Consider the following 25647-nt stretch of genomic DNA (forward strand, 5'->3'; position numbering starts at 1 on the left):
CCCTGCTCTGCCATCGGTGAAACATGCGCGCGAATTACAGAATGCAGAGACTATTCATCGATGCTCCGCTTGGCGGCGGCAGGCATGTCGAGCCGTCGGCCGAGACTGCCCATTATCTCTCCAATGTGCTGCGGATGAAGGACGGCAACGAAATCCTCGTCTTCAACGGCCGCGACGGCGAGTGGAAAGCCAGACTTCGTGTCGAAGGCAAGAAACGTATCGGGCTCGACGTACTGGAAGAAACGCGGCCGCAGACGCCGCAGCCGGACCTCGTCTATTGTTTCGCGCCGCTGAAGCAGGGGCGGCTGGACTATCTGGTGCAAAAGGCGGTGGAGATGGGCGCGGGCGTGCTGCAGCCGGTGATCACCCAGCACACGCAGGTTCCGAAGATCGGCATTGAGCGCATCCGCGCCAATGCGGTGGAAGCGGCTGAGCAATGCGGCGTGCTGAGCCTTCCCGAATGCCGCGAGGCGGTGAAGCTCGACCGACTCCTCGATGAATGGGATCCCACCCGCCGCCTGATCTTCTGCGACGAAGGGCACGAGACGAACAACCCCCTGCCGCTGCTCCAGGCCCTCGGGCCGGGGCCGCTCGGCCTCATCATCGGCCCGGAAGGCGGCTTCTCGGAAGAGGAACGCACCCTCATGCGTCGCTTGCCCTTCGTCACCGCCATTCCGCTCGGAACCCGCATCCTGCGCGCCGACACGGCGGCCGTGGCGGCATTGGCGCTGGTACAGGCGACGATCGGCGACTGGGACTAGCGTCTTGGCCCGAAGAATGCGGGGCCGTAATCAATTTCCGTTGATAAGGGCATAAATGGAATTCACTTGCGCAGTTTGACAAAACCGTCCAATCACGGACCAAAGAACCAGGGGTTTAGGGAAACGGCAAGGCATGGCGCGCGATACCACGGACGAAACGTCGATCTCCTCAGCGGATGAACTGGTGGCCTATCTGGCGGCGGGCAGCAAGCCGGCGGAGCAATGGCGCATCGGCACCGAGCACGAGAAATTTCCTTTCTATACCGCCGACAACAGCCCCGTCCCCTATGAAGGCCCGTGCGGTATCCGCGCTATTCTCGATGGCATGAAAGTCAAGCTCGGCTGGGACCCCATCATCGACGAAGGCAATATCATCGGGCTTGTGGAGCCTACCGGACAGGGCGCCATCTCGCTTGAACCGGGCGGCCAGTTCGAACTTTCCGGCGCGCCGCTTTCGACCATCCACCAGACCTGCCGTGAGGTAAACGCGCATCTCTCGCAGGTGCGCCAGATCGCCGACCCGCTCGGCATCCGTTTTCTCGGCACGGGCGGCAGCCCGAAATGGACGCTGGCGGAAACGCCCGTCATGCCGAAATCGCGCTATAAGATCATGACGAACTACATGCCCAAGGTGGGGCATGAAGGCCTCGACATGATGTACCGCACCTGCACCATCCAGGTTAATCTCGACTTCGCGTCGGAAACCGACATGCGTCGCAAGATGCAGGTGTCGATGAAGCTGCAATCGATTGCGACGGCGCTGTTTGCAAGCTCCCCCTTCACCGAGAGCAAGCCGAACGGCCTGCAGTCCTGGCGCTCGAATATCTGGCGCGATACGGACAACCAGCGCTCCGGAATCCTGCCCTTCGTCTTCTCGTCACATTTCGGATTTGCCGATTATGTCGAGTGGGCGCTTGACGTGCCGATGTATTTCGTCCTGCGCGAGGGGCATTATTACGACGCGACCCATGTGACATTCCGCCAGTTCATGAATGGCGCCTTGCGGGGCGAGGTGCCGGACGGCATGCCGAACATGGGTGACTGGGCCAATCATCTCTCGACACTCTTCCCGGAAGTGCGGCTGAAGCGCTTCCTTGAAATGCGTGGCGCCGATGGCGGCCCATGGCGGCGCATCTGCGCGCTGCCCGCCTATTGGGTAGGCCTGCTCTACGATACTGAGGCGCTCGATGCCGCAGAGGAACTGACCCGCGACTGGCAATATGAAGAAGTACAGGAACTGCGCGACGCGGTGCCGGCGCAAGCGCTCAGCGCCGTTTTCCGCAACCGCACCGTACGCGACATTGCGCGCGAAACGCTGGAGATTTCACATCTCGGCCTGAAGAACCGCAAGCGGCTCAACAGCGAAGGTTTTGACGAGACGCATTACCTGGCGCCACTCGAGGAAATCGTCGCGCGCGGCACGACGGATGCCGAAAAGATGCTGAGCCAGTATCACAGCGTCTGGGGCAGCTCCATCGAGCCGATCTTTCTTGAGTATGCTTACTAGCGAACAGGTTCTATCTCGCTCTCTCACTTCCAACTGCTCATAAAAAAGCCCGGCCGTGAAAACACGGCCGGGCAGGTGGCAGGCGGAGCCGGGAGGGGATTATCCGGCTCGTGAATGGGTGGCGCCTGCTTTGGGAACTTAGAGCGATCCGCTTCGTGGAACCGCTCAAACCGTTGTTTGTTACGCCAGCCACAAGGAAAAGCCGCTTCGCACTTTTCCGGGGCTGCCTTAGAGCGAAATACTTTGAGACGCCTGCTGCCGGATGCGGGCATCGGCCAGTTCTCCCAGCGCGCTGCTCGGGTCATCCAGATAGGAATAACCAAGAACCGCGTGCAAATCGGAGCGGCTGACGCCGATATCCTTCAGCATATGATCGTCCAGATCACCCAAATGGAGGATTGCCGCACGGTTTCGGCGCACGACGAAAAACTTCACCACCATATTGAAGGCGCGCGTAATGGTCTGCGTCATCGTCGCAGCAAAACCGGTCGCGGCAGGCAACTTCACGGTCGTCGTCTTTATCGTCGTCATCGCCGTTCTCCTTGGGGCGGGTGAGGCACAAGAAATTCATCCGCGCGGAAGGATTTTCCGCACGCCTGTTGCGCAGCCCTTGCGGATCTGCGCGCTTTTTCGTGAACAATGATGTTATGAAGCAGGCTTATTGATTATTCAAACGAATGTTTCTAATGTTATTGTTCAATATTGATGATGGATGATTTCATGGCACCGCTCGATCTCGACCAGTTGCAGACCTTCATCGCCATTGCGGATATGGGCAGCTTCACCCGGGCGGCGGACGCCGTGTTCAAGACGCAGTCGGCCGTCTCCATGCAGATGCGGCGACTGGAAGAGCGGATCGGCAAGCCATTGTTCGAGCGCGACGGGCGCACCAACCGGCTGACGGAAGATGGCGAGAGGCTTCTCGTCTATGCCCGGCGGATGATCCATCTGAACAGCGAAACCATCGCGGCCTTCGACGACACGCAGCTCGAAGGCCATGTCCGCATCGGCACACCGGACGATTATGCCGACCGCTTCCTGCCGGAGATCATGGCGCGGTTCGCCCGCTCCAATCCGCGCGTCGAACTCTCGGTCGTGTGCGAGCCGACAGTCAATCTCGACGAAATGATCAGGCGGGGAACGCTCGATATCGCGCTCGTCACCCAATGCGACGAGAAGCGCCGATCGGAAGTGGTGCGCACCGAGCCGCTGCTCTGGGTCACATCGGCAAACCATGCCGTCCACGAGGAGGCGGTGTTGCCGCTTGCCGTCGGGCGACCCACCTGCATTTGGCGGAGTTCGGCTATCGACGTGCTCGACGCGGCGGGCCGGGACTACCGCATCCTCTTCACCAGTTGGTCGGCGACCGTCCTGGCGGCGGCAGTGCTTTCCGGTCTTGCGGTTTCGATCCTGCCGGAATGCGCGCTACGCCCGGGAATGCGGGTTCTGGGCGAAGCGGAAGGCTTCGGCAGGCTACCGGAATTCGGGATCGGCATCATGCGCGGCCACAGCAAGCAAACTGCCATCATCGACGCGCTGGCGCAGCATATCGTCGAAAGCCTCGACAATATCTCCTCGCCCGCACCGGCGGGCCTTGCCACCTCAGACATCACGCAGCTCACCACCAATGTGCGCACCCGGCGGGTGCGGTCGAGCGAACTCGTACCGGGGTGGTAGAGCGGCTTCCAGCTCGCTCTATTTTTTCCGCGCCAGCTTGCTCTATTTCTTTCCGCGAATGACGAAGAGATTGCCGGCGAGGACCAGCAAGAGGCCCGCGACGGCAAGCACCGTCCATTGATAGCCTTCAAGGACGGTCGAGACGACAAGGGCGAAGACGGGGAACATCACCGTCGCGTAGCCGGCGCGGGCGGAGCCGATGCGGCCAAGCAGCGTCAGATAGGCGAAGAAGGCCAGCACTGTCGATATGACCGACAGGAAAATCAGCGAAGCGAGATATTCCCCGGTCCAGGCAATGGTGAAATGCTTGCCGAAGACGAGGGCAAGCAGCGTGGCCCAAAGCGTGCCGTAGACCATGCCCCAGCCATTCATCGAGATCAGCGGCAGGCCACGCTTCTGCAGCCGCGCGGAAATCAGATTTCCGGTGCAGAAGCACAGCGTTCCGGCGATGCAGAGGCCAAGGCCGATCAGCGTCTTGCCGGTGAAGCCATGCGCCTGCATCTCCGGCAGGAACATCAGCGCGATGCCGCCGAATCCCATCAGCCCGCCGATCAGTGTCCGCGACGATGGCGGTTCGCGCATGACCACCGTCGAGAGCACGAGATTGATGATCGAGGCGAGCGAAAAGACGACCGAGAGAAGGCCGCTTACCAGATATTGCGCGCCGTAATAGAACAGAAGGAAGTTGGAGGAAAAAAGCAGAATTCCGAGCGCTGCAAAGCCCAAATGATCGCGCATCGCAAATTTCAGGCGCTGTTTTGTTACCAATGCCCAGGCAAACATGATCAGCGCCGCGATGAGGAAGCGCCAGACGATGTTGACCTCGTTGGCGACGCCGCTTGCCGCCTGAACGCTAAGCGCATACCAGGAAAGGCTCCAGGCAAAGACCGTCATGGCGTAGAGCCCGTAATCGAAGGGCTCGAAAGCACGGTCCTGCGGGCGGGCGGATTGTTTCAAGGCGATGGATTCTGCTGTTGTATCTGTTGGCATAATACCCCGTATCGCCCGGCAGACCTATCACGTCCATTGAATTCATGTGATTGCTGCATCAATTATGATGATATGTCTGGGCCGGCTCGATATCGGACGGAAGCGCTCGATCCGATCCGGAACCGTTGGGGGCTATTGACCTTGGTGGCGGGGAAAGCCCCTATAAGAACATGAATACCACTCCCGATTCGACCTCGAATGTCGCCGAATATACCGTTTCCGAGATCTCCGGCGCGCTGAAGCGCACCGTCGAGGACACGTTCGGCCATGTCCGCGTGCGCGGTGAAATTTCCGGCTATCGCGGCCCGCATTCCTCAGGCCATGCCTATTTCTCGCTCAAGGACGACAAGGCGCGCATCGAGGCGGTGATCTGGCGCGGCAGCATGAGCCGGCTGCGCTTCCAGCCCGAGGAAGGCATGGAGGTGATCGCCACCGGCAAACTCACCACCTATCCCGGCTCCTCCAAATACCAGATCGTCATCGAACAGATGGAGCCGGCGGGGGCCGGCGCGCTGATGGCGCTTCTCGAAGAGCGAAAGCGAAAGCTCGCGGCCGAGGGCCTGTTCGATGCGGCGGCCAAGCAGCTTCTGCCCTACATGCCGCGCGTCATCGGCGTCATAACCTCGCCGACCGGCGCTGTCATTCGCGACATCATCCACCGCATCACCGACCGTTTTCCCATGCATGTCATCGTCTGGCCGGTGCGGGTCCAGGGCGAGACATCCGGGCCGGAAGTCGCAGCCGCCATCAACGGCTTCAATGCGCTTCAGCCCAACGGTCCCCTCTCCCGTCCCGATGTGCTGATCGTCGCGCGCGGCGGCGGGAGCCTGGAGGATCTCTGGGGCTTCAACGACGAGATCGTCGTGCGGGCGGCGGCAGCCTCCGACATCCCGGTCATCTCGGCTGTCGGCCATGAAACCGACTGGACGCTGATCGATCTCGCCGCCGACAGGCGCGCGCCGACGCCGACGGGCGCTGCCGAAATGGCGGTGCCGGTGAAGGCCGATCTGGAGGCGACGGTCGCCTCGCTCGCAGCGCGGCTTTCGTCGGGCATGTCGCGCTTTCTCAGCCAGCGGCGGCAGACGCAGCGCGCGCTTTCCCGCGCCCTCCCCTCCGCCGACCAGCTTCTGGCATTGCCGCGCCGGCGATTCGACGAATCCGCTGCGCGTCTCGCGCGAGCGCTGCAGGCGAACACACAGAAGAAGCGGGCGAGTTTCACCGGTCATGCACGGCAATTGTCGCCGCGCCTCCTGCAGCGTCGCATCATCGAGCGACGCCGTTATACCGATGCGACGGCCAGCCGCCTGCCGAACTGTCTCAAGGCCTATCTGCGCGAACGGCGCAGCCGCTTCCTGGTACCTGCCGGGCGACTCTCGCCGGAGCCGATCCGCCGCCATGCCGAACGGGCCCGTCACATACTGGCGCAGTTCGACCGCAGGCGCGAGCAGGCCGTGGGCCTCATCCTCGAAAGGCGCAGGCGCAGGAGCGGCGAACTCGAACGCCTGATGCGGACGCTCTCCTATGAAAGCGTGCTGGAACGCGGCTTCGCCATCGTCTTCGATGCGGCGGGCAATCCGGTGAAGCAGGCCGCGTCAATCCATTCCGGCGACGCGCTGGCGCTGCGTTTCCGCGACGGCGACGTACGAGCAATTGCTGCAGGCGGCGCGGGGCCGGATCATGGAAGCCAGCCAAAGAGAGCGCAGCCTAAGCCCCCCAAGACGAGCGGCGGGCAGGGATCGTTATTCTAGGAAAGCGGGATTTTTTACAGGGTGGCCCTGCATTCATCCTCGCCTCCGGCCACTTCCCTTACTGACGATGCCAGTTGCTTGCTGATGAAGCCCAGTCCTTCGAGACCCCTGCGCACGTCCGGCGCGCCCATGAAAAGCCGCCACAACAGCCCGGTACGATGGTTCTCGATCATCGCAACGATCGGCCCCTGATTGATCGCCAGATAGTTCGGTCCCATCAATTATGGGTTTGACAACACAATCCCGAAGGCGGCCAGGGTCTCATGGCGCTAAAGCCGAAATCCGGATTATTGTTTGATGTCGACACGTTAATGCAAAGCATCCGGAGAAGAAATGGTACGGTCGGTGGGGATCGAACCTACGACCTCAGGAGCCACAATCCTGCGCTCTAACCAACTGAGCTACGACCGCGTACCTTGCCTACAGCGGGACCCGTGGGGGTTCCGACGTTTGACAGGGGTCACATACGGAGAATCGCAGCGATTTGCAAGTCTTTAGCGCGTCATTCGTGCCGATGGCCGATGGAATTCTGCCGGATGCAATATTCACTTCGCTGCTGCCCCGGTTCGCGTGTCAAGCTCGCGTCCTATGGCAGCCTTTCGATAAAGAAAAAGGCCGGGAATGAATCCGGCCTTTTTCGAGAGAGATTGGATCAGGCGGCCTTGGCGTCCTTGGCTGCCTTTTCCACGGCCGATTTGACCGGCTTCGTCATGGCCTCGAAGGCTTTCATGGCCGCGGACTGGAATTCCTTGGCCTGCTCGACAGCCAATTCCGTCTGCCTGCGCAGGAATGTGCTCTGAAGCTCGATGCCATCGGCGAATGTTTTGACGCCGAGAAGCGCTTCAAGATGGCTGAAACCCGCCTCGGTATTGGTGCGCAGCGCCGAAATTGTCTTGAGCGACAGTTCGGCGCCGTTGGACTGGGCGGTCTCAAATGTCGTTTCCATGGTCTTCTGCGCTGCTTCCGCCTGCTCCCTGAACCTGGAATAGGCCTCCTTCGACTGCGCAACGCTCTCTTCCGTGAATTCGCGAACGCGATCGGTCACGGCATTGGCGTCAAAGCCCGGAAATGCAAATATGTCTGCTTCTGGTTTCTTGCTCACTGGAAAACCCTTTATATTGCCCGTAGATTTTCGGGGAAGTTTCCTCACCTGGGGTCTTTCATATAACATTCACGATTGTGCGTTGCAATATTATTTTGCACTGCACAATAGCCGGACCCGATGCAAGAGAACACCAGCCTGGGGACATTAACTAACCACCTAGAAAAATCATTGCCATTACGCGCGCTTTTGTAGACGCTGCGATGATTGCGCCTTATTAACGGGATATTAAGCAAAAAGCTCAGTTTTGAGCAGAATTGCGAAAGCTCGTACAGGGCAGCGCAGACAGGTAAATACCAGCATGTCGGGGAACTATCCCTTCATAGATATTGCAGTTCTGGATGGCATCCGCGAACGGTTCGTGCGCGGCGATGCCCTCGTGGTCATTTCACCAGATCTCACATCCGTGATCTGGGCAAATGGCCCGGGCGCGGCGATGTTCGGGTTCGACAGGATCGACGATATTCTCGGCAATGATCCAGGGTTTGCCGTCCACACACGGCGCCAGATCATGGCGCTCGATGGTTCGCAGGCGGGCAACGCCAGGACAGTTTCCGTACGCCTTGCCTCCGGCCTCACCTCGCGGTTGGCCAGCTTTCAAATCTTCGACATCAGGCTGCCCGACGGCACGCTGGCGCGTGTCCTTGCTGCTGCAGGACAGGATACTCGCACCGAAGCGGCGATTTCCGGCCTCGGCGACGAGGGGACCCATGTCGCGCTTCTCGACGAGGAAGGTGCGGTTATCGCCAGTTCCGCCCATTTCAACGAACTCGGCATTCTGCCGACGACATTGAACGACCTGGTGGTGGAGGTCCGCGACGAAGAGCACCGCATGGTCAAGCGCCGGGTCCGCGCCGGGGGACGAAGTGTGCCAGCTGGAATTGCCCGTCTGGCCGATACTCCCTACCGTCATCTGCTGTTCGTCATCGCGGAACGGAACGCCGCAGATAAGGAAACGCCGCAGCCCATTCCAGAGAGCCGGGATGAAACCGTACCGACCGTGGTCAATGCAGCCGTGCCGGCCGAAGCGGAAGTCCCTTCCCCCGACATAGCCGACCCTGTCATGGCCGACCCTGTCATAGTTGACCCTGTCATGGCCGAGATCGACGATGTGGTGGAGGTGGCGGAGCCTGCCGTCGAAGAACCCATGGATGAAGCAGCCGAGCTGGCGGTGCTGCCGCAGGTCTTTGCCTATGATCCCGCTGCCGCCCCTGCCCGCTTCGTCTGGAAGGTCGATGCGGACACGGTTTTCAGCGAGATATCGTCGGAATTCGCTGCCGCCGTCGGCCCGCAGGCCGCTGATGTGATCGGCCGCCGCTTCGCCGATGTCGCCCGCGTCTTCGGGCTCGACGGGGATGGCGTGATCGCGACGCTTCTGGAAGGGCGCGATACCTGGTCGGGACGCACAGTGCTCTGGCCGGTCGAAGGCACGCCGCTTCGCGCGCCCGTCGATCTTGCCGCCCTGCCGATCTATTCGCGTGAACGGACATTCCTCGGCTTTAGCGGTTTCGGCGTGGTGCGCACCGGCGAGGCTGAGGCAGACCCGGAGGCCATCGGCCTTGCCCTCGTCACGGGTCCGGCAGTTTCAAGCGATCCCGTAGAAGAAACCTCTCCCGCCCTCGGCATCATCGATCTCGGAGAGAAACTTTCAGAAAAGCTGGACGCGAGCGTGGATCCGGCGGCGGAAAACGCGGACCCCTTCCAAGGGGAAATGCCGGCGCTGCAACTGACGCCATCAGCCGGCCGGCGTCTGCACGACAAGGTCATCCGCCTGGAAGAGCATCGTGCACCACGGTCGGAGGGCGGGCTGACGCCGACCGAACGCAATGCCTTCCGCGAAATCGCCGACCGGCTGAGACGCGAAAATATCGGCGCGGCCAAAAGCGAAGCCGCCACGGAAGAGACGCGCCAAGAGGCCAAAGTCGCGCCCGAAAGAATTGAGGACGACAAATCCGGCGCGGCCGAAATGCCGGCGGCAGCCGATGTGGTCGCGGCCAAAGTGCCGGATGCCGAGCCTGTGCCCGACCCACGCATGCCGATGAAAACGGCCCCGCAAACGGAAACGCCGCCTCAAGCAACAGTCGAGGGTGGAGACATCCAGCAGAACAATATTGCGGTTGTCGCCTCCGTTGCGGAGCCACAGGAGACTGTTGAGCCCGCCCTGTCAGCGGTCAATGAAAATGTAGAGCCGCCGTCCCTTGCCGGGACTGACGAAAATGAGAACGATACGGCGATCATCGCCCGTCTGCCCCTGCCAGTCCTCATCCACTCCGGCGACATCATACATTATGCCAACCAGGCACTGCTCGATCTCACCGGCTACGAGACTGCCGAGGGACTGAGCGAAGCGGGCGGGCTGGAAGCACTATTCGCGGAACGGCGCGAAGGAGAAGATGGCAGACCGGGCGCCATGATCCTGCGCCGCGCCGATGGCAGCGAACAGGCAGTGGAAGCGCATCTGCAAGCCGTGTCCTGGAAAAAGGGCCGCGCACTGATGCTGAGCCTTTTGCCGCAGCCGAACACAGCCCCGGCTGAGGAGCAGCAACCGGCCGACACGGTAGCGATATCGGATGATGAAGACCGTTCGCTCCAGACGCGTATCGACGAACTGACCAGCATTCTCGATACCGCGACGGACGGTGTCGTCATCATCGGGTCGGATGGGCTGATCCGCTCGATGAACCATTCGGCGGCCGCCCTCTTCGGCTATGAGCCTGCACAGATCGAGGGCAAATCCTTCTCCATGCTATTCGCCATAGAGAGCCAGCGCGCGGCACTGGACTATCTCGATGGACTGGCGGAAAACGGCGTGGCGAGCGTGCTCAATGACGGGCGCGAAGTGATTGGCCGCGAGGCGCAAGGGCGCTTCATTCCGATGTTCATGACCATTGGCAAGCTTGCCGCGTCCAACAGCTATTGCGCGGTGCTGCGCGATATCACGCAATGGAAGCAGGCCGAGGAAGAACTGACCAATGCGCGGCGCGAGGCGGAGCGGGCCTCCAGCCAGAAGACCGAGTTCCTGGCCCGCATCAGCCATGAGATCCGCACGCCGCTCAACGCCATCATCGGCTTTTCAGAGCTGATGTCGGATGAGAAATTCGGCCCCATCGGCAACGAGCGCTACCGCGATTATCTGCGCGATATCAACCGTTCGGGCAATCATGTGCTCGCCCTTGTCAACGATCTGCTCGATATTTCCAAGATCGAGGCGGGCGGACTCGACATGCAGTTCGAGGCGGTGTCGCTCAACGACGCCATTGCGGAAGCCGTGGCGATCATGCAGCCGCAAGCGAACCGCGAACGCGTGATCATCCGCTCGAGCTTCCCCTCGAACCTGCCGGATATTGTCGCCGATGCGCGTTCGATCAAGCAGATCGCGCTGAACCTATTGTCCAATGCCGTGCGCTTTACCTCGCCGGGCGGGCAGGTCATCGTCTCGACCAGCTATGAGGCCGATGGAGGCGTGGCCATGCGGGTGCGCGACACCGGCGTCGGCATGAGCCCGGCCGAAGTCGAGCAGGCGCTGAAGCCGTTCAAGCAGATCAACGCACTGAACCGCAGCCAACCGGACGGCCGCACCGACTGGCGCCAGGAAGGAACCGGTCTCGGACTGCCGCTGACCAAAGCGATGGTCGAAGCCAACAGGGCGGGCTTTTCCATCGAATCAACGCCGGGCAGCGGCACCACGGTCGAAATTTCGTTCCCCTCGACACGGGTGCTGGCGGATTGAGGCTTCCTGTTTTGGACAGCAGCCGCATATATATCTGACAGACTCTCAAGATTGTGCAGTTAAAAAAAAGCGCCGGACAAGCCGGCGCTACAAAGCTGTACAACAGAGAAAGGGGCACAAAAGCAAGGGTTGGGAGCCAGAAGGGTCTTCATCATTTACCAGTGTGTTAAGACCGTTATCGCGCGAATTTACCTAATAAAGCCTTAACGAGCCGCCTAAATCTTTACGAAAAAATATTGCCTGTGAAAACGCGGTAAATACCTTCGTAATACTCTATTAAACACGCTCCTTCATATGCGCAGTTCGGCCAGATCACGGTAGAGTTCCAGCGCCTGCGGATTGGCAAGCGCCTCCTTGTTCTTGACTTCGCGGCCATGCACCACATCGCGGACCGCGAGTTCGGTTATCTTGCCGGATTTGGTGCGGGGGATATCGGCCACGGCGACGATGCGGGCCGGAACGTGGCGCGGCGAAGCGCCGGTGCGGATCTTGCTCTTGATTGCAGCGACCAGTTGATCGTCAAGCACGGCGCCTTCGGCGAGCCGCACGAAGAGAACGATGCGCACATCGTCTTCCCATTGCTGGCCGATGCAGAGTGCTTCCACGATTTCCGGCATCTGCTCGACCTGATTGTAGATTTCCGCCGTGCCGATCCGCACCCCACCGGGATTGAGCGTCGCATCAGAGCGGCCATGGATGATGATGCCGCCGTGCTCGGTCCATTCGGCGAAATCGCCATGGCACCAGACATTGTCGAAACGCTCGAAATAAGCGGCGCGGTATTTTGCTCCGTCCGGATCGTTCCAGAACATCAGCGGCATCGACGGGAAGGCTTTGGTGCAGACCAGTTCACCTTTCTCGCCCCTCACTGGCTTGCCGTCGTCATTCCAGACGTCTACCGCCATGCCTAGCCCAGCCCCTTGAATCTCGCCGGACCAGACCGCATTGACCGGCACGCCCAGCACGAAGCAGGACACGATATCGGTGCCGCCTGAAATGGAGGCGAGATGCACGTCCTGTTTGATCCCTTCATAGACATATTGAAAACATTCCGGTGACAGCGGCGAGCCCGTCGATGTGATGGTGCGGACGGTCGAGAGATCATGCGTCTCGATGGGCTTCAGTCCGGCCTTGCGGGCGGCGTCGATGAATTTGGCCGACGTGCCGAAATAGGTTACGCCTTCCGCGTCGGCGTAGTCGAACAGCACATTGCCATCGGGGCAGAAGGGCGAACCATCATAGAGGATGAGCGTTGCACCATATGCCAGACCCGTCACCAGCCAGTTCCACATCATCCAGCCGCAGGTGGTGAAATAGAACACCCGGTCGCCCGGCATTGCGCCACCGTGCAGGCGATGTTCCTTGATGTGCTGGAGGAGCGCACCGCCCGCGGTATGCACGATGCATTTCGGGATGCCGGTCGTTCCCGATGAAAACAGGATATAGAGCGGATGGTTGAACGGCAGCCTGTCGTAATCGACCTCGCGAGCCGTGAAGGGAGCGATGGCGGCAACGAGCGAAACACCATTGGCAACGCCCTTCGCGACCTCGTCGGCTTGCCCGAGATAATCGACGACGAGCACTTTGCGCAAACTGGGCAATTGGCGCGCCACCGCGGCGATCTTCTCCGCCACCTCTATTCTCTTGCCATTGTACCGATAGCCGTCGCAGGCGATGAAGACCGATGGTGCGATCTGGCTGAAGCGGTCTAGCACGCCTTGTTCGCCGAAATCCGGAGAGCAGGACGACCAGATGGCGCCGATGGAAGCCGTCGCAAGCATTGCAGCGATCGTCTCCGGCATGTTCGGCATCATCGCCGCAACACGGTCGCCACGTCCGACGCCCGAGGCGCGCAGAAACTGCTGTAGCCTTGAGACCAACGCGCGCAACTCATCCCAGGACAGGCGGCGCTCGACCTTGTCCTCGCCACGGAAGACCAGCGCATCCCCTCCCCCGCCATGGCGCAACAGGTTCTCCGCGTAATTCAGGCTGGCATCGGGAAAGAAGCGGGTACCGGGCATGCGGTCGCCGTCCACGAGAATTCTCTCGCCCTTCTGGCCTACGATCCCGCCCCAGTCCCAGACCAGCGACCAAAATGCTTCCCTGTCCTGAACAGACCATGCATGCAGCGCGTCGTAATCGGGCAGCGCCAGTCCGGTTGCGGCCCGGGCGGCTTCCATGAACCCGGTCAGCGGGCTGGCGGCGATGGCGGCATCATTCGGCACCCACAATGGTCTTTTAATTGTCATATCTCCTCCTCATATCGCCAACATGTTGCAACGCGATATGAGGAGGCGGCAAGCGGTAAAATGCGATCCAACTGAATTTTCAGCCAAATTTGCGTAATATGCATCGGCCAAGCCTTGAATTGCCGCCGGGCTGGTTTAAACGGTATAAACAACACTCATTGGTGGACTACGCCCGATGTCCTGGCCTCGACTCCTGCGCCTCATTCTGGCGATTATTGTCCTCGCTGCAGCGGGCGTCGCGGCGGTCATTGCGGCCCTGCCCTTCATTGTTTCCACGGACGCGATCCGCGTCCGGCTGGCGCAGGAAATCAGTGCCTGGACCGGCTACAGCGTCGAGTTGCGCCAGCCGCCGAGGCTGACCGTCTTTCCCGTTTTCCAGGCTTCGCTAAGCGACGTCACCCTGAGCAAGCTAGGCCAGAGCGGCCAGCCGCCGGTGATGAGCGCCGACCGCATCGACGTGCAGCTCTCGGCTCTAGACGCGCTGATGGGACATATCTCGTTCTCGGAGACGCGCATCATCCATCCCCGCTTCAGGCTCAACGAGCCGGTGACGGATCTGCCGCAATTGTTCACGGCGGCGGCCAATTCCCAGGGGCGACTGGGCATGGTGATCCGTGCCGCGAAGCGGCTGGTGGCCAGCAACCCGAATGATCCCCAGGTGGATCAACTCGCATCGCAGCCTTTCGGCCGCGTTGTCATCGAGAATGGTTCGCTTGCCTACCGTCGTTTCGGATCGCCGCTTGAAGAGCAGGTCTCCGACATCAACGGCACGCTCGACTGGCCGCAGACGTCGAGCCCCGCCAGCTTCCAGGGCCGTGCCAACTGGCGCGGAGAAGCGACGGAAATCAATTTTTCTGCAGAACAGCCGCTAATACTGCTCGCCAACGGATTGAGCGAGATCACTGCAAGCGTGGTTTCCAAGCCGCTGACATTCACCTTCGACGGCAATGCCAACATCTCGAAAAACATGTTTTTCGAAGGGGAATTGACGGCAAAGTCGCCCTCGCTTGGCGAGACGATGCGATGGGCCGGGCGGCCCTCATCCGGCGGCTCATCGATGATCGGCGCCGTCGATCTCGCTGCGAATGTCACGCTGACGCCGGTGCGGGCGAAGTTCAACGATGTCACGCTGACGACCGACAATCAGTCCGCCAAGGGTGTGATCGAGATCGGGCTGGAGCAGCCGGTGCCTGCCGTCACCGGAACACTGGCCTTCCAGACGCTGGATCTGCGTTCGCTGATGTCGGCGTTCATCCCACTGCCCAGCGGCGGCGCAGGCGACGACATCGACACGCGGGTCATCAACCAGATCGATCTGGACCTCCGTCTTTCCGCCCAGAATGCCACCGTCGGCCCGGTCGATCTGGCCGGTCTCGCAGCCGCGGTACAGGTGCGCGGCGGGCGTGCGATGTTCGACATCGGTGATGCGAATGCATTCGGCGGTTCGGTGCAGGCGAACGTGCAGATGACCCAGGGCGCGGATGGCGTCAATAGCGAGATGCGGTTCAACGGGACCGCCCTGGACAGCGCGGCGCTTGCTTCCGCGCTCGGCATCAAGCAACCTTTCCTGACCGGCAAGGGAACGGTGTCGCTGCTCATGAAGAGCCCGCTGAAGACATGGTCTTCGCTCCGCGAAAGCGCCAGCGGCACCATTTCACTCGACCTCAGCAACGGAAAGATGCAGGGGTTCGACTTCAACGATTTCATCAATAAAGCGCGCACCGACCGCTTTTTTGCTCTCGAGCGCAAGCAGGATGCTTCCCTGGGGTTCAACCGGCTGACCATGAAAGCGGAAATCGCGGAGGGTATCGCCACTCTCGAAAATGCCCGTGTCGAAACCGGCAACGGCGTGCTGACGCTTGCGGGCATCGTCCCCTTCCTCGACAGAAGCCTGGCGCTTTCCGGCGAAATCGCTTTTCCCGTGGCGCAGAGCCAAAATCAGGATCAGGGCCAAAACCAGGGGCAGAATGCTCCTGCGCCCCAAGCGCCTCAGGCGCCTCAGGCGCCACAGCCGATCAATTTCTTCGTCGGCGGCTCCTGGGACAGGCCCTTCATCTCGCCGATGAGCCAACCCGCCGCTGGGAACTGAGACCGGAAATCAGGTGCGGAAAGCCGCCTGCTCGTCGCGAACGCGCTGGACCTCACGGCGTTTGTTGGCGATCGAGGCGATGATGACGCCTGTCGAAACGATGGCGATCAGGATGGTGCAGATGGCGTTGATCTCAGGCGTAATGCCGAGGCGCACCTGGCTGTAGATTTTCATCGGCAGCGTCGTCGCGCCCGGACCTGAAGTGAAGCTCGCGATCACCAGATCGTCGAGCGAAAGCGTGAAGGCGAGCATCCAGCCGGAGACGACGGCAGGCAGGATGGCCGGAAGCGTGATCCTGAAAAAAGTGGTGACGGGCGTCGCGCCGAGGTCCATCGCCGCCTCTTCCAGCGATCGGTCGAAAGTGACGAGCCTGGACTGGACCACCACCGCGACGAAGCACATGGAAAAGGTGATGTGCGCCAATGTCACGGTCCAGAAACCCCGGTCGAAATTGATCGCCACGAAAAGCAGGAGCAATGACAGGCCAGTGATGACTTCGGGCATGACCAGCGGCGCGTAGACCATGCCGGAAAACAAAAGACGTCCGCGAAAACGCGTATAGCGCGTCAATGCGAGCGCGGCGAGCGTTCCCAGCACAGTCGCCACGCTTGCCGAGAGGACACCAACACGGGCGGTGACCCAGGCAGCGTCCATCAGGCCGCGATTGTGGAAGAGCGCGACATACCATTTCGTGGAGAAGCCGGCCCAGACGGTGACGAGGCGGGACTCGTTAAAGGAATAGATCACCAGCAGCACGATGGGCAGATAGAGGAACGCGAAGCCCAGGACGACCGAAGCGATATTGAAACGCGACCAGGTGGTATTCATTGCAATGTCCTACTTCCCGCTTTCCTGCGCGCGTACCTGCGCGCGCTGGAACAAGACGATCGGCACGATCAGGATGACAAGCAGCACAACGGCGACGGCCGAGGAAACCGGCCAGTCGCGGTTGGAGAAGAATTCGCTCCACAGTGTCTTGCCGATCATCAGCGTCTGCGATCCGCCGAGCAGATCGGGAATGACGAACTCGCCCATCGCCGGGATGAAAACAAGGAAAGAGCCCGCGATGACGCCCGGCAGGGAAAGCGGGAAGGTTATCTTCCAGAAGGCGGCGAGCGGCGGGGAGCCCAGATCCTGCGCCGCCTCGACCAGCGAATAATCCATTTTTTCGAGCGCCGAATAGATCGGCAGCACCATGAACGGCAGATAGGAATAGACAATTCCGATAAAGACGGCGGTGTTGGTGTTGAGAATGGTCAGCGGAGTATCGATGACATGCGCCCACATCAGGAACTGGTTCAGGAGGCCTTCCGGCTTCAGGATGCCAATCCAGGCATAGACGCGGATCAGGAAGCTCGTCCAGAACGGCAGGATGACCAGCATCAGCAAGGTGGGGCGAAGCGTCGACGGCGCGCGCGCCATGCCATAGGCCAGCGGATAGCCGACGATGAGCGTCAACACCGTAGAGACACCGGCGATGAAAAGGCTCGACAGATAGGCCTTGAAATAAAGCGCGTCGTCGAGAAGCCACCGATAATTGTCGATGGAAAGCTGCTTCAGTTTCTCGAAATTGGCGGCGAAGCCCTGCGACAGATCAAAAGCCGGCTGATAGGCAGGGATGGCCATAGCCACTTGCGAAAGCGATATCTTCACGACGATGAAGAATGGGACGAGGAAGAAGAGGAAAAGCCAGAGATAGGGCACGGCAATGACGAGGCGCCCGGCGATGGCCGCGATGAGCTTCTGCATGGCGGCGTTTTTCTTCATGCCGTCAGGACCAGACCGGCGTCGGTATCGAAGCTGACCCAGACGCGATCTTCATAGCCCAAGGGATTGTCCACCTTGCGCACTGCGTTGAGGCTCGACGCCTTGATCAAGGCGCCATTGTCGAGCCGGACGTGGAATACCGTCATGTCGCCGAAATAGGCGATATCCCACAATTCGCCCTCGACCGCGTTGAACGAGGCATTCTCAGGTTTTTCGCGGCTGATGCGGATCTTCTCTGGCCGGACGGCGAACCAGACCTTCTGATCTGACGATAGCGTCTTTCCCGTTTCGGCGCGGATGGTGAGGCCCTGCGCGGCAGCACTGATTTCCGCCTCGCCGTTTGCAAACTTCTCGACCACGCCATCCAGAATATTCACATTGCCGATGAAATCGGCGACGAATTTGGAAGCAGGCGCTTCATAGACCTCCGCCGGCGTCGCCACCTGCATGATGCGGCCCTGGTCCATGACGGCGATGCGGTCGGCCATGGTCATCGCCTCTTCCTGGTCATGGGTGACGACCATGAAGGTAAGGCCGAGCTTATATTGCAGATCCATCAACTCGAACTGCGTTTCCTCGCGCAGCTTCTTGTCCAGCGCGCCGAGCGGCTCGTCAAGCAGGAGCACCTTCGGGCGCTTGGCCACGGCGCGGGCGAGCGCCACGCGCTGGCGCTGGCCACCCGATAATTGATGCGGCTTGCGCTTGGCGAATTGCTCAAGCTTGACCAGCTTCAGCATTTCGCCGATCCGCGCATCGATCTCGGATTTGGCCATCCCGTCCTGTTTCAGGCCGAAGGCGATGTTGCCCTCGACCGTCATATGCGGGAAGAGCGCATAGGACTGGAACATCATGTTGACCGGGCGGCGGTAGGGTGGAATGCCACGTAGATCCTGCCCGTCAAGCAGGATGCGGCCCGAACTCGGCTCCTCGAAACCGGCCAGCATGCGCAAGAGCGTGGACTTGCCGCAGCCCGACGCGCCAAGCAGCGCGAAGAACTCGCGATTGAAGACATTGAGCGAAAGGTCGTCGACGGCAGTGAAATCACCGAAGACCTTGGTGACGTTCTCGAATTGTATGTAGGGCTTTACCGCCGGATCATTCCAAGGCGCGAATTTGCGGCGAAAACTTCCAAAGGATTCCATCCGGTTCCCCAAACTGCGAACGCGGCCCGCTACCCGCCGGACCGCGCCAATACCCAACTGAAAACCCCGGCCGCTCAGCCGGGGTTTCGGTCCTTACTGGCCGGTTACGATCTTTGTCCAGGCTCGAGTGGCCAGGCGCTGCGTCTTGGTGTCGTAAGGCAATGGCACGAAGAGCTTGGCCAGCGTCGCCTCGTCCGGATAGACTGCCGGATCGTCGATCACGGCCTTGTCGAGAAGCGGCTGGGAAGCCTTGTTGCCATTGGCATAGAAGACATAGTTAGAAGCCTTGGCGATGACCTCCGGACGCATGATGTAGTTGAGGAATTCGTGCGCTTCCTCGACATGCTTGGCATCGGCGGGGATGGCCATCTGGTCGAACCACATCTGCGCGCCCTCCTTCGGGATCGAATAGCCGATCTCGATGCCCTGGCCCGCTTCCTCGGCGCGGTCGCGCGCCTGGAATATATCGCCGGAATAGCCGACCGCCATGCAGATATCGCCATTGGCGAGCGCGTTGATATATTCGGACGAGTGGAATTTGCGGATGTCGGGACGGATTTTGAGATAGAGTTCTTCCGCCTTGGTGAAGTCTTCCGGATTGGGCGAATTGGGGTCGAGGCCGAGATAGTTGAGCGCCGGGCGCAGCATCTCACTGGCGGAATCGAGCACATAGATGCCGCAATCCTTCAGCTTGGCTGATTTTTCCGGATCGAAAAGCACATCCCAGGAGTCGATCGTGTCGGTGCCCAAGGCCGCCTTGATCTTGGCCTTGTTGTAGCCGATGCCGGTGGTTCCCCACATGTAATTGATCGAGTATTCGTTGCCCGGATCGTAGACGGCGGTCCGTTTCTCGATCACATCCCACATATTCTTGATGTTCGGCAGCTTCGCCTTATCGAGCTTCTGGAAGACGCCAGCCGGGATCTGCCGGCCGAGGAATTCGCCCGAAGGCACGACGATATCATAGCCGGAACCGCCGGCGAGCAGCTTGGTTTCGACGATCTCGTTGGAATCGAAGACGTCGTAGACGACCTTGATGCCGGTTTCCTTGGTGAAGTCCGCCAGGATGGACTCGTCGATATAATCCGACCAGTTATAGACATTGACCACCCGTTCCTGTGCGCCAGACGGCGCGACAGTTGCTGCCAGAACGAGACAGGTTGTCAGGAAAAGCGATTTAATCCTCATGCGGAACTCCATTTTCGCAACCCACGCGGAAACCTGGAAAAGCGCCTCCGCCACCAAGCACTTTTTTAGATTGCGAGGAGTTCGTCAACTGCCTAGCGGGGCTTTATTTTCAGTATTTCATTCCTGCACAAAAACTCATTGAAAATCGAAGGCGCTCAGGCCCGTCACCATCTCGTCGAGGCCGAGCGGGCGGGTCAATGGCGGTTCGGCACGGGCAAGGCAGCCCTGCCTCTCGCAGAGGCGGCAGGCCGGGCCGATGGGCGTCGGCGCGCTTCCTGTCAACGCCGCGCCATAAACGATCTCGTCCTTTAGGCTCAGGTCGCAGCCGAGCAGGATCGCCGTGCGGCGCGGCCGCTCGTCGAAGGCGCCTTGCGGCCCTTCGAGCGTGCGTGCGATTGTGAGGAACGCCGCACCGTCAGGCATCTCGACGGCCTCGACCAGAATCTGCGATGGCTGCGCGAAGGCGGTGTAGATCGCCAGCCTGGGGCATTGGCCGCCGAAGCGCGCCTGCGGGAAGCCTTGGGCGCCGGCCTTGCGGAAGCGGTTCCCGGCATGGTCGGTCTCCAGCATGAAGAAGGACACGCCCGCCGCGCCCTGTCTCTGCAACGTGGTGAGCCGGTTTGCCGCCTGCTCGAACGAGACGCCGAAACGCGAACGCAGCACATCGATATCGTAACGCGCCCGCTGAGCCGCCGACCGAAACGCCTCATAGGGCATCATCAGCGCATGCGCCGCATAGCGGCCGAGCTCGAAACGGGCGATGCGGCGGGCTTCGCTGGACGAGAGCTTGAGCCTTTCGACTTCGGCGGCAATCGCCACCTGCATGCGGATCAGCACCGCCTCCATAGCCACCTCCCGCAACTGGTCGAAGGGCGACAGCCTTTCCGACAGGAAAAGGCGCTGCGAATGCCTGTCGTAGCGCCGCCGCCAGTTGGGCATGGTGGCGACGGGCAAGACGCGCACGACAATGCCATGCTCGGTGCGAAGCCAGTTCTTCAATGCGCCCATCAGATCGTCGCCCGGCTTCAACAGCGACGCGAAGCTTTCCGCTTCCTCCTCGATGAGAGGAAAATGATTGGGCCGATGCTCCAGCACATCATGCACCTCGTCGAGCGGCAGGCGCGCGGCCGACAGGGAGGTCTCGCGCCCCTCCTGCGCCAGAAGATCGGAAAGGTCCGAAAGCCGGTCGAGTTGCTCGCGATAGGCGCGGTATAGCTTGACGATGCCGGCGGCGGCGTTGGGCGCGGCATCGCCGATCTCGATCAGTTCCTGATCCCCCGGCAATTCGCCAGCCAATAGCGGATCGGAGAAGACCTCCTTCAGCCCCGCGATCGTCGTGCCGCTTTCCGCCTGAAGCGCGCCAAGCTCAAGATGGTAGACGGAGGCAAGCTTGAGAAGGAGCTGCACCGTCAGCGGACGCTGGTTGCGTTCGATCAGGTTGAGATAGGAGGGAGAAATGCCAAGCGCCTCGGCCATCGCCGTCTGGGTGAGGCCGCGTTCATTGCGAATGCGCCGGATGCGGGGGCCCGCGAAAATCTTCTGCTCGGCCATTTCGCCCTCTTTGACAGGAACTTTACAATTTTTCCATCATGCCACGACCACATGATTATTACAACATTTACAAGTTAACAAAGCCATTCTGTCAAAGATTGTACAGCATGACCCGTTTTATAGGACAGTTTTTCTGAATTTTCTCGCCTCTTTTGCGGTGCAGTGTAAATCTCGTCACATACAGAATGCACAGATCGTCTGTGACTTTTAAACAGGAAGCATTGAGGAAGCCAAGCTATGACTGATTTTTACAATCTCGTCCCCACTGCGCCCAAGGGCCGTTTCGACGGCATCGAGCGTCCTTACACTACGGGGGATGTGAAGCGGCTGCGGGGGTCGGTCGAGATCAGATATTCGCTGGCCGAGATGGGGGCGCAGCGCCTGTGGAAACTTATCCACGAGGAGGATTTCGTCAATGCGCTCGGTGCGCTTTCCGGCAATCAGGCGATGCAGATGGTGCGCGCGGGCCTGAAAGCGATCTATCTCTCGGGCTGGCAGGTGGCGGCCGACGCCAACACCGCCTCGGCGATGTATCCCGACCAGTCGCTCTATCCGGCCAATGCCGCGCCGGAGCTCGCCAAGCGCATCAACAGGACGCTGCAGCGCGCCGACCAGATCGAGACAGCAGAGGGCAAAGGCCTTTCGGTCGAGACATGGTTTGCTCCCATTGTCGCCGATGCGGAAGCTGGGTTCGGCGGCCCGCTCAACGCCTTCGAGATCATGAAGGCATTCATCGAGGCGGGCGCTGCCGGCGTCCACTATGAAGACCAGCTGGCTTCGGAAAAGAAATGCGGCCATCTCGGAGGCAAGGTGCTGATACCGACGGCGGCGCATATCCGCAATCTCGATGCCGCGCGGCTTGCCGCCGATGTGATGGGCGTGCCGACATTGGTCATCGCACGCACCGACGCGGAAGCGGCGAAGCTGCTCACCTCCGATATCGACGAGCGCGACCGGCCTTTCGTCGACTACGATGCGGGGCGCACGGCGGAAGGCTTCTATCAAGTGAAGAACGGTATCGAACCCTGCATCGCCCGCGCCATTGCCTATGCGCCGCATGCCGACCTCATCTGGTGCGAGACCTCGAAGCCGGACCTCGAGCAGGCCCGCCGCTTTGCCGAGAGCGTGCACAAGGCGCATCCGGGCAAGCTGCTGGCTTATAATTGCTCGCCTTCGTTCAACTGGAAGAAGAACTTGGACGATGCGACGATCGCCAGATTCCAGCGGGAGCTGGGCGCGATGGGCTACAAGTTCCAGTTCATCACGCTCGCTGGCTTCCACCAGCTCAACTTCGGCATGTTCGAACTGGCACGCGGCTACAAGGAGCGGCAGATGGCCGCCTATTCCGAGCTTCAGGAAGCGGAGTTCGCCTCCGAGGTGCACGGCTATACCGCGACCAAACACCAGCGCGAGGTCGGCACCGGCTATTTCGACGCCGTCTCGCTGGCCATATCGGGCGGCCAGTCATCGACGACCGCTATGAAGGAATCAACCGAAACCGCACAGTTCCGCCCAGCTGCGGAATGACATCCAAGCAAAAGGAGAATGACAATGGCATCCATCGCACGCGTCAAGGAGAGGGCAGAGGAACAGTCCTCCGCCATGAGCACCGACCAGCAAAGCCTCATCCGCATGCTGGCCAATGATCTGCACCGGCTCAACCAGTCGGTCATGAACGCCGTCGAGGCCGGCGTCTCGGTCGAACTCGTCCGCTCCGCTCGCCATCATGGCGGCGACGGCAACTGGGGCGATCTGCTGATCCCAGTCATCGTCACAAACGGGAGGTGACCCAGGCCGCCATGGTTCTCTCCTCTGCGTGCCTGCGGCAACGCGGGCGGGCGACGGCAACTGGGGCGACCTGCTGATCCCAGTCATCGTCACAAACGGAAGGTGACAGTACGCAGATCCGTTTTCTGCTACTTTATCCAGCTCTCCGCAGATAACGTGCGGGGAGCTTTTCTTTTGGAGTAATTGAAAAGAAAAAGCCCATCTCGCTGATCATTACTAAACATCAACTAAATATTGCGATGTCATGTTTCCGTCATTGCCTACATGGCAGATATATCGCATTTTCATTTCCAATCCGATCATCGCGAGGAAAGTTATGTCTATACAGACTCTCATTGATGGCGTTGCGGCCAAGGCCAATATTCAGCCGCAGGTCGCGGAAAAGGTCGCGGGAATCGTTCTTTCGGTTCTGCAGCATGAATCCCCGGAAATTTCAGGGCAGATTTTCGCCAACATCCCCGGTGCGCAGCAATTGGCCACTGCCAATGACGTGATGACACAGGCGCAGCAGCCGAGCAGCGGCATCATCGGCACCATTTCCAACCTGCTTGGCGGGGCAATGGGCGAGAAGGTGGGCGCGCTCGTCAACGGCGTGGCGGCACTCAAGGCAAGCGGCCTGACGGAAGAGCAGATCAACGCCGCGGGATCGCAAGTAATCACCTATGCGCGCCAGACCGACCCGCAGCTGGTCAACCAGCTGGTCCAGGCTGTTCCGGAACTCAGAGGACATTTCGGGCTCTGAAATTGAGGCGTCATCCTGGAACGGTTCAACAGGTTTCAATTTGCACATCATACGGTCCGAAAATCGATTCCGATTCTCGGACCGATGCTATACCATGGTGCCACGAAACAATTTTTTGGTGATTGATGCCTGCTGATATGCCCGTGAAAAAATCGGCGCGCTCGACAAAGCGCCGCCGGACGCCTGATTATGTGAAATCACAGCGTGGTGTAAAGGATTGGCGGGAGGCATCGGAATGGCTCGCCTGGCGCGATATCGAGGATATCGAGTGCATCACGCCGGATCAGGCCGGCGTGGCGCGCGGCAAGATGATGCCGTCGAAGAAGTTCACCTCCAACACATCACTCGCCCTGCCCTCGGCGGTTTTCATGGCGACGATTTCCGGCGGTTATCCGGAGGACGGCGGCGGCTTCGCCTATCCCGAGGACGACGGCGATTTGAAGCTCGTGCCTGATCTCACCACGCTTTCCATCGTGCCGTGGGAGAGCGATCCCACGGCGCAGGTGATCTGCGATCTCGCCCATCAGGACGGACGCATAGTCGAATTCACGCCGCGCAACGTGCTGCGTCGTGTCATCAGCGCATATGACAAGCTCGGCTTGCGCCCTGTCGTGGCACCGGAGATCGAGTTCTACCTGGTGCGCAAGAATCCCGATCCCGATTATCCCCTGACGCCGCCCGTAGGGCGTTCCGGCCGCGCCATCGGCGGCGGCCAGGGCTATTCGATTGCCGGCGTCAACGAGTTCGACGAGCTGATCGACGACATCTATCATTTCTCCGAAGGCCAGGGACTGGAGATCGATACGCTCATCCATGAAGAAGGCGCGGGACAGCTCGAGATCAACCTGCGTCATGGCGATCCGGTGGAATTGGCCGACCAGGTGTTCATGTTCAAGCGCACCATCCGCGAGGCGGCGCTGAAGCACGAGATGTATGCGACCTTCATGGCGAAGCCCATCCAGGGACAGCCGGGGTCGGCGATGCATATCCACCAGTCCATCCTCAACAAGAAGACGGGGCGAAACATCTTCACCAATGAGGACGGCAGCGAGAGCGACGCTTTCCACCATTTCATCGGCGGGATGCAGAAGCATGTGCCGAATGCGCTCGTGATGTTCGCGCCTTATGTGAATTCCTATCGACGGCTGACCAAGGCCGCCTCCGCCCCGGTCAACGTCAAATGGGGCTACGACAACAGGACGACGGCTTTCCGCGTGCCGCGCTCCGATCCATCGTCGCGGCGCGTCGAAAACCGCATTCCCTCCTCCGACGCCAATCCCTATCTGGCGCTGGCCGCATCGCTGGCATGCGGCCTCATCGGCATCATGAACAAGATCAAACCGGACCAGCCGGCCTCAACCACCGTCAATGACAATGAGATCGAATTGCCACGCGGGCTGATCGAAGCGGCATCGCTCTTCGAGGATGACGCGGAACTGCGGGAAATCCTGGGCGACGCCTTCGTCACCACCTATGCCGCGATCAAACGGGCGGAGTTCGAGACATTCATGGAAGTGATCAGTCCCTGGGAGCGCGAGTTTCTTTTGCTTAACGTCTAGAGCGCCGCGCGTCCTATTGGAAGCGCAAGGACGCTCTAACACTTTGAAATGCCGCAT

General features: G+C 60.4%; 19 protein-coding genes, 1 tRNA gene and 1 pseudogene. 10 read left to right on the forward strand and 11 right to left on the reverse strand.

Features of this window, described 5'->3' with window-relative positions; translation table 11 throughout:
* Window positions 1–23 precede the first annotated feature (23 nt).
* Together DUT91_RS03845 and DUT91_RS03850 are read left to right on the forward strand one after the other, a co-directional pair.
* Window positions 24–761 (forward strand): 16S rRNA (uracil(1498)-N(3))-methyltransferase, encoded by a 738-nt coding sequence (locus DUT91_RS03845; protein WP_114439083.1) that lies wholly within the window; start codon window positions 24–26, stop codon window positions 759–761.
* Between the two features lie 133 nt (window positions 762–894).
* Window positions 895–2268: a glutamate--cysteine ligase gene (locus DUT91_RS03850; protein WP_114439084.1), complete on the forward strand. Its 1374-nt coding sequence runs from the start codon at window positions 895–897 to the stop codon at window positions 2266–2268.
* A 228-nt stretch (window positions 2269–2496) separates the two neighbouring features.
* Here the strand turns inward: DUT91_RS03850 and DUT91_RS03855 are convergent, their stop codons facing one another.
* The gene (locus tag DUT91_RS03855; RefSeq protein ID WP_114439085.1) at window positions 2497–2799 is read right to left on the reverse strand and encodes a DUF1127 domain-containing protein; all 303 of its coding nucleotides are present in this window, start codon (window positions 2797–2799) and stop codon (window positions 2497–2499) included.
* 189 nt (window positions 2800–2988) lie between these two features.
* Between DUT91_RS03855 and DUT91_RS03860 the strand changes: the two genes are divergently transcribed.
* Entirely contained in the window at window positions 2989–3945 is a 957-nt protein-coding gene (locus DUT91_RS03860) for a LysR substrate-binding domain-containing protein (protein WP_114439608.1), read from the forward strand.
* Window positions 3946–3987: 42 nt separating this feature from the next.
* Here the strand turns inward: DUT91_RS03860 and DUT91_RS03865 are convergent, their stop codons facing one another.
* Window positions 3988–4902, reverse strand: a complete 915-nt coding sequence (locus DUT91_RS03865; RefSeq protein ID WP_245419536.1) for a DMT family transporter — start codon at window positions 4900–4902, stop codon at window positions 3988–3990.
* 203 nt (window positions 4903–5105) lie between these two features.
* Between DUT91_RS03865 and xseA the strand changes: the two genes are divergently transcribed.
* Window positions 5106–6683 carry an exodeoxyribonuclease VII large subunit gene (gene xseA, locus DUT91_RS03870; protein WP_114439087.1) on the forward strand — a complete coding sequence of 526 codons (1578 nt, stop codon included), beginning with the start codon at window positions 5106–5108 and terminating at the stop codon, window positions 6681–6683.
* A 14-nt stretch (window positions 6684–6697) separates the two neighbouring features.
* Here the strand turns inward: xseA and DUT91_RS03875 are convergent.
* The 3 genes and pseudogenes from DUT91_RS03875 to DUT91_RS03885 form a co-directional block, all read right to left on the reverse strand.
* Window positions 6698–6889 (reverse strand): annotated as a pseudogene (locus DUT91_RS03875) (glucoamylase family protein); the annotation flags it as partial.
* Window positions 6890–7017: 128 nt separating this feature from the next.
* Window positions 7018–7094, reverse strand: a tRNA-His gene (locus DUT91_RS03880).
* Window positions 7095–7335: 241 nt separating this feature from the next.
* Window positions 7336–7785 (reverse strand): phasin, encoded by a 450-nt coding sequence (locus tag DUT91_RS03885; protein ID WP_245419538.1) that lies wholly within the window; start codon window positions 7783–7785, stop codon window positions 7336–7338.
* Window positions 7786–8086: 301 nt separating this feature from the next.
* Between DUT91_RS03885 and DUT91_RS03890 the strand changes: the two genes are divergently transcribed.
* A complete protein-coding gene (locus tag DUT91_RS03890) occupies window positions 8087–11515 on the forward strand; it encodes a histidine kinase dimerization/phospho-acceptor domain-containing protein (protein WP_200834896.1) in 3429 nt (1142 codons plus the stop codon).
* A gap of 290 nt (window positions 11516–11805) precedes the next feature.
* On the opposite strand, the gene DUT91_RS03895 is transcribed toward DUT91_RS03890, so the two are convergent.
* Window positions 11806–13764 (reverse strand): acetoacetate--CoA ligase, encoded by a 1959-nt coding sequence (locus tag DUT91_RS03895; protein WP_114439089.1) that lies wholly within the window; start codon window positions 13762–13764, stop codon window positions 11806–11808.
* A 175-nt stretch (window positions 13765–13939) separates the two neighbouring features.
* On the opposite strand from DUT91_RS03895, the gene DUT91_RS03900 reads away from it, so the two are divergent.
* On the forward strand, window positions 13940–15853 hold the full coding sequence (locus tag DUT91_RS03900) for an AsmA family protein (RefSeq protein ID WP_114439090.1): 1914 nt from the start codon (window positions 13940–13942) through the stop codon (window positions 15851–15853).
* A 9-nt stretch (window positions 15854–15862) separates the two neighbouring features.
* Here DUT91_RS03900 and DUT91_RS03905 read toward each other — a convergent pair whose 3' ends face one another.
* The 5 genes from DUT91_RS03905 to DUT91_RS03925 all read right to left on the reverse strand — a co-directional run bounded on the left by DUT91_RS03905 (window position 15863) and on the right by DUT91_RS03925 (window position 21501).
* Complete coding sequence (locus DUT91_RS03905) at window positions 15863–16681, reverse strand: ABC transporter permease (RefSeq protein ID WP_114439091.1); 819 nt, start codon at window positions 16679–16681, stop codon at window positions 15863–15865.
* 9 nt (window positions 16682–16690) lie between these two features.
* Window positions 16691–17602 carry an ABC transporter permease subunit gene (locus DUT91_RS03910; protein WP_114439610.1) on the reverse strand — a complete coding sequence of 304 codons (912 nt, stop codon included), beginning with the start codon at window positions 17600–17602 and terminating at the stop codon, window positions 16691–16693.
* Between the two features lie 14 nt (window positions 17603–17616).
* Window positions 17617–18762, reverse strand: coding sequence for an ABC transporter ATP-binding protein (locus tag DUT91_RS03915; protein WP_114439092.1), 1146 nt, complete (start codon window positions 18760–18762; stop codon window positions 17617–17619).
* A 93-nt stretch (window positions 18763–18855) separates the two neighbouring features.
* Window positions 18856–19950: a polyamine ABC transporter substrate-binding protein gene (locus DUT91_RS03920; RefSeq protein ID WP_114439611.1), complete on the reverse strand. Its 1095-nt coding sequence runs from the start codon at window positions 19948–19950 to the stop codon at window positions 18856–18858.
* A gap of 135 nt (window positions 19951–20085) precedes the next feature.
* The gene (locus tag DUT91_RS03925) at window positions 20086–21501 is read right to left on the reverse strand and encodes a helix-turn-helix domain-containing protein (protein WP_114439093.1); all 1416 of its coding nucleotides are present in this window, start codon (window positions 21499–21501) and stop codon (window positions 20086–20088) included.
* Between the two features lie 237 nt (window positions 21502–21738).
* Between DUT91_RS03925 and aceA the strand changes: the two genes are divergently transcribed.
* The 4 genes from aceA to DUT91_RS03945 all read left to right on the forward strand — a co-directional run bounded on the left by aceA (window position 21739) and on the right by DUT91_RS03945 (window position 25590).
* Window positions 21739–23028, forward strand: coding sequence for an isocitrate lyase (aceA, locus tag DUT91_RS03930; protein WP_114439094.1), 1290 nt, complete (start codon window positions 21739–21741; stop codon window positions 23026–23028).
* A 24-nt stretch (window positions 23029–23052) separates the two neighbouring features.
* On the forward strand, window positions 23053–23289 hold the full coding sequence (locus DUT91_RS03935; RefSeq protein ID WP_114439095.1) for an SMc00767 family acetate metabolism repressor: 237 nt from the start codon (window positions 23053–23055) through the stop codon (window positions 23287–23289).
* A gap of 316 nt (window positions 23290–23605) precedes the next feature.
* Entirely contained in the window at window positions 23606–24031 is a 426-nt protein-coding gene (locus tag DUT91_RS03940; protein WP_114439612.1) for a DUF2267 domain-containing protein, read from the forward strand.
* A 125-nt stretch (window positions 24032–24156) separates the two neighbouring features.
* Window positions 24157–25590, forward strand: coding sequence for a glutamine synthetase family protein (locus DUT91_RS03945; protein ID WP_114439096.1), 1434 nt, complete (start codon window positions 24157–24159; stop codon window positions 25588–25590).
* Window positions 25591–25647 lie beyond the last annotated feature (57 nt).

This window comes from Paramesorhizobium salinisoli, from assembly GCF_003335045.1.
Taxonomy (GTDB): Bacteria; Pseudomonadota; Alphaproteobacteria; order Rhizobiales; family Rhizobiaceae; genus Paramesorhizobium; species Paramesorhizobium salinisoli.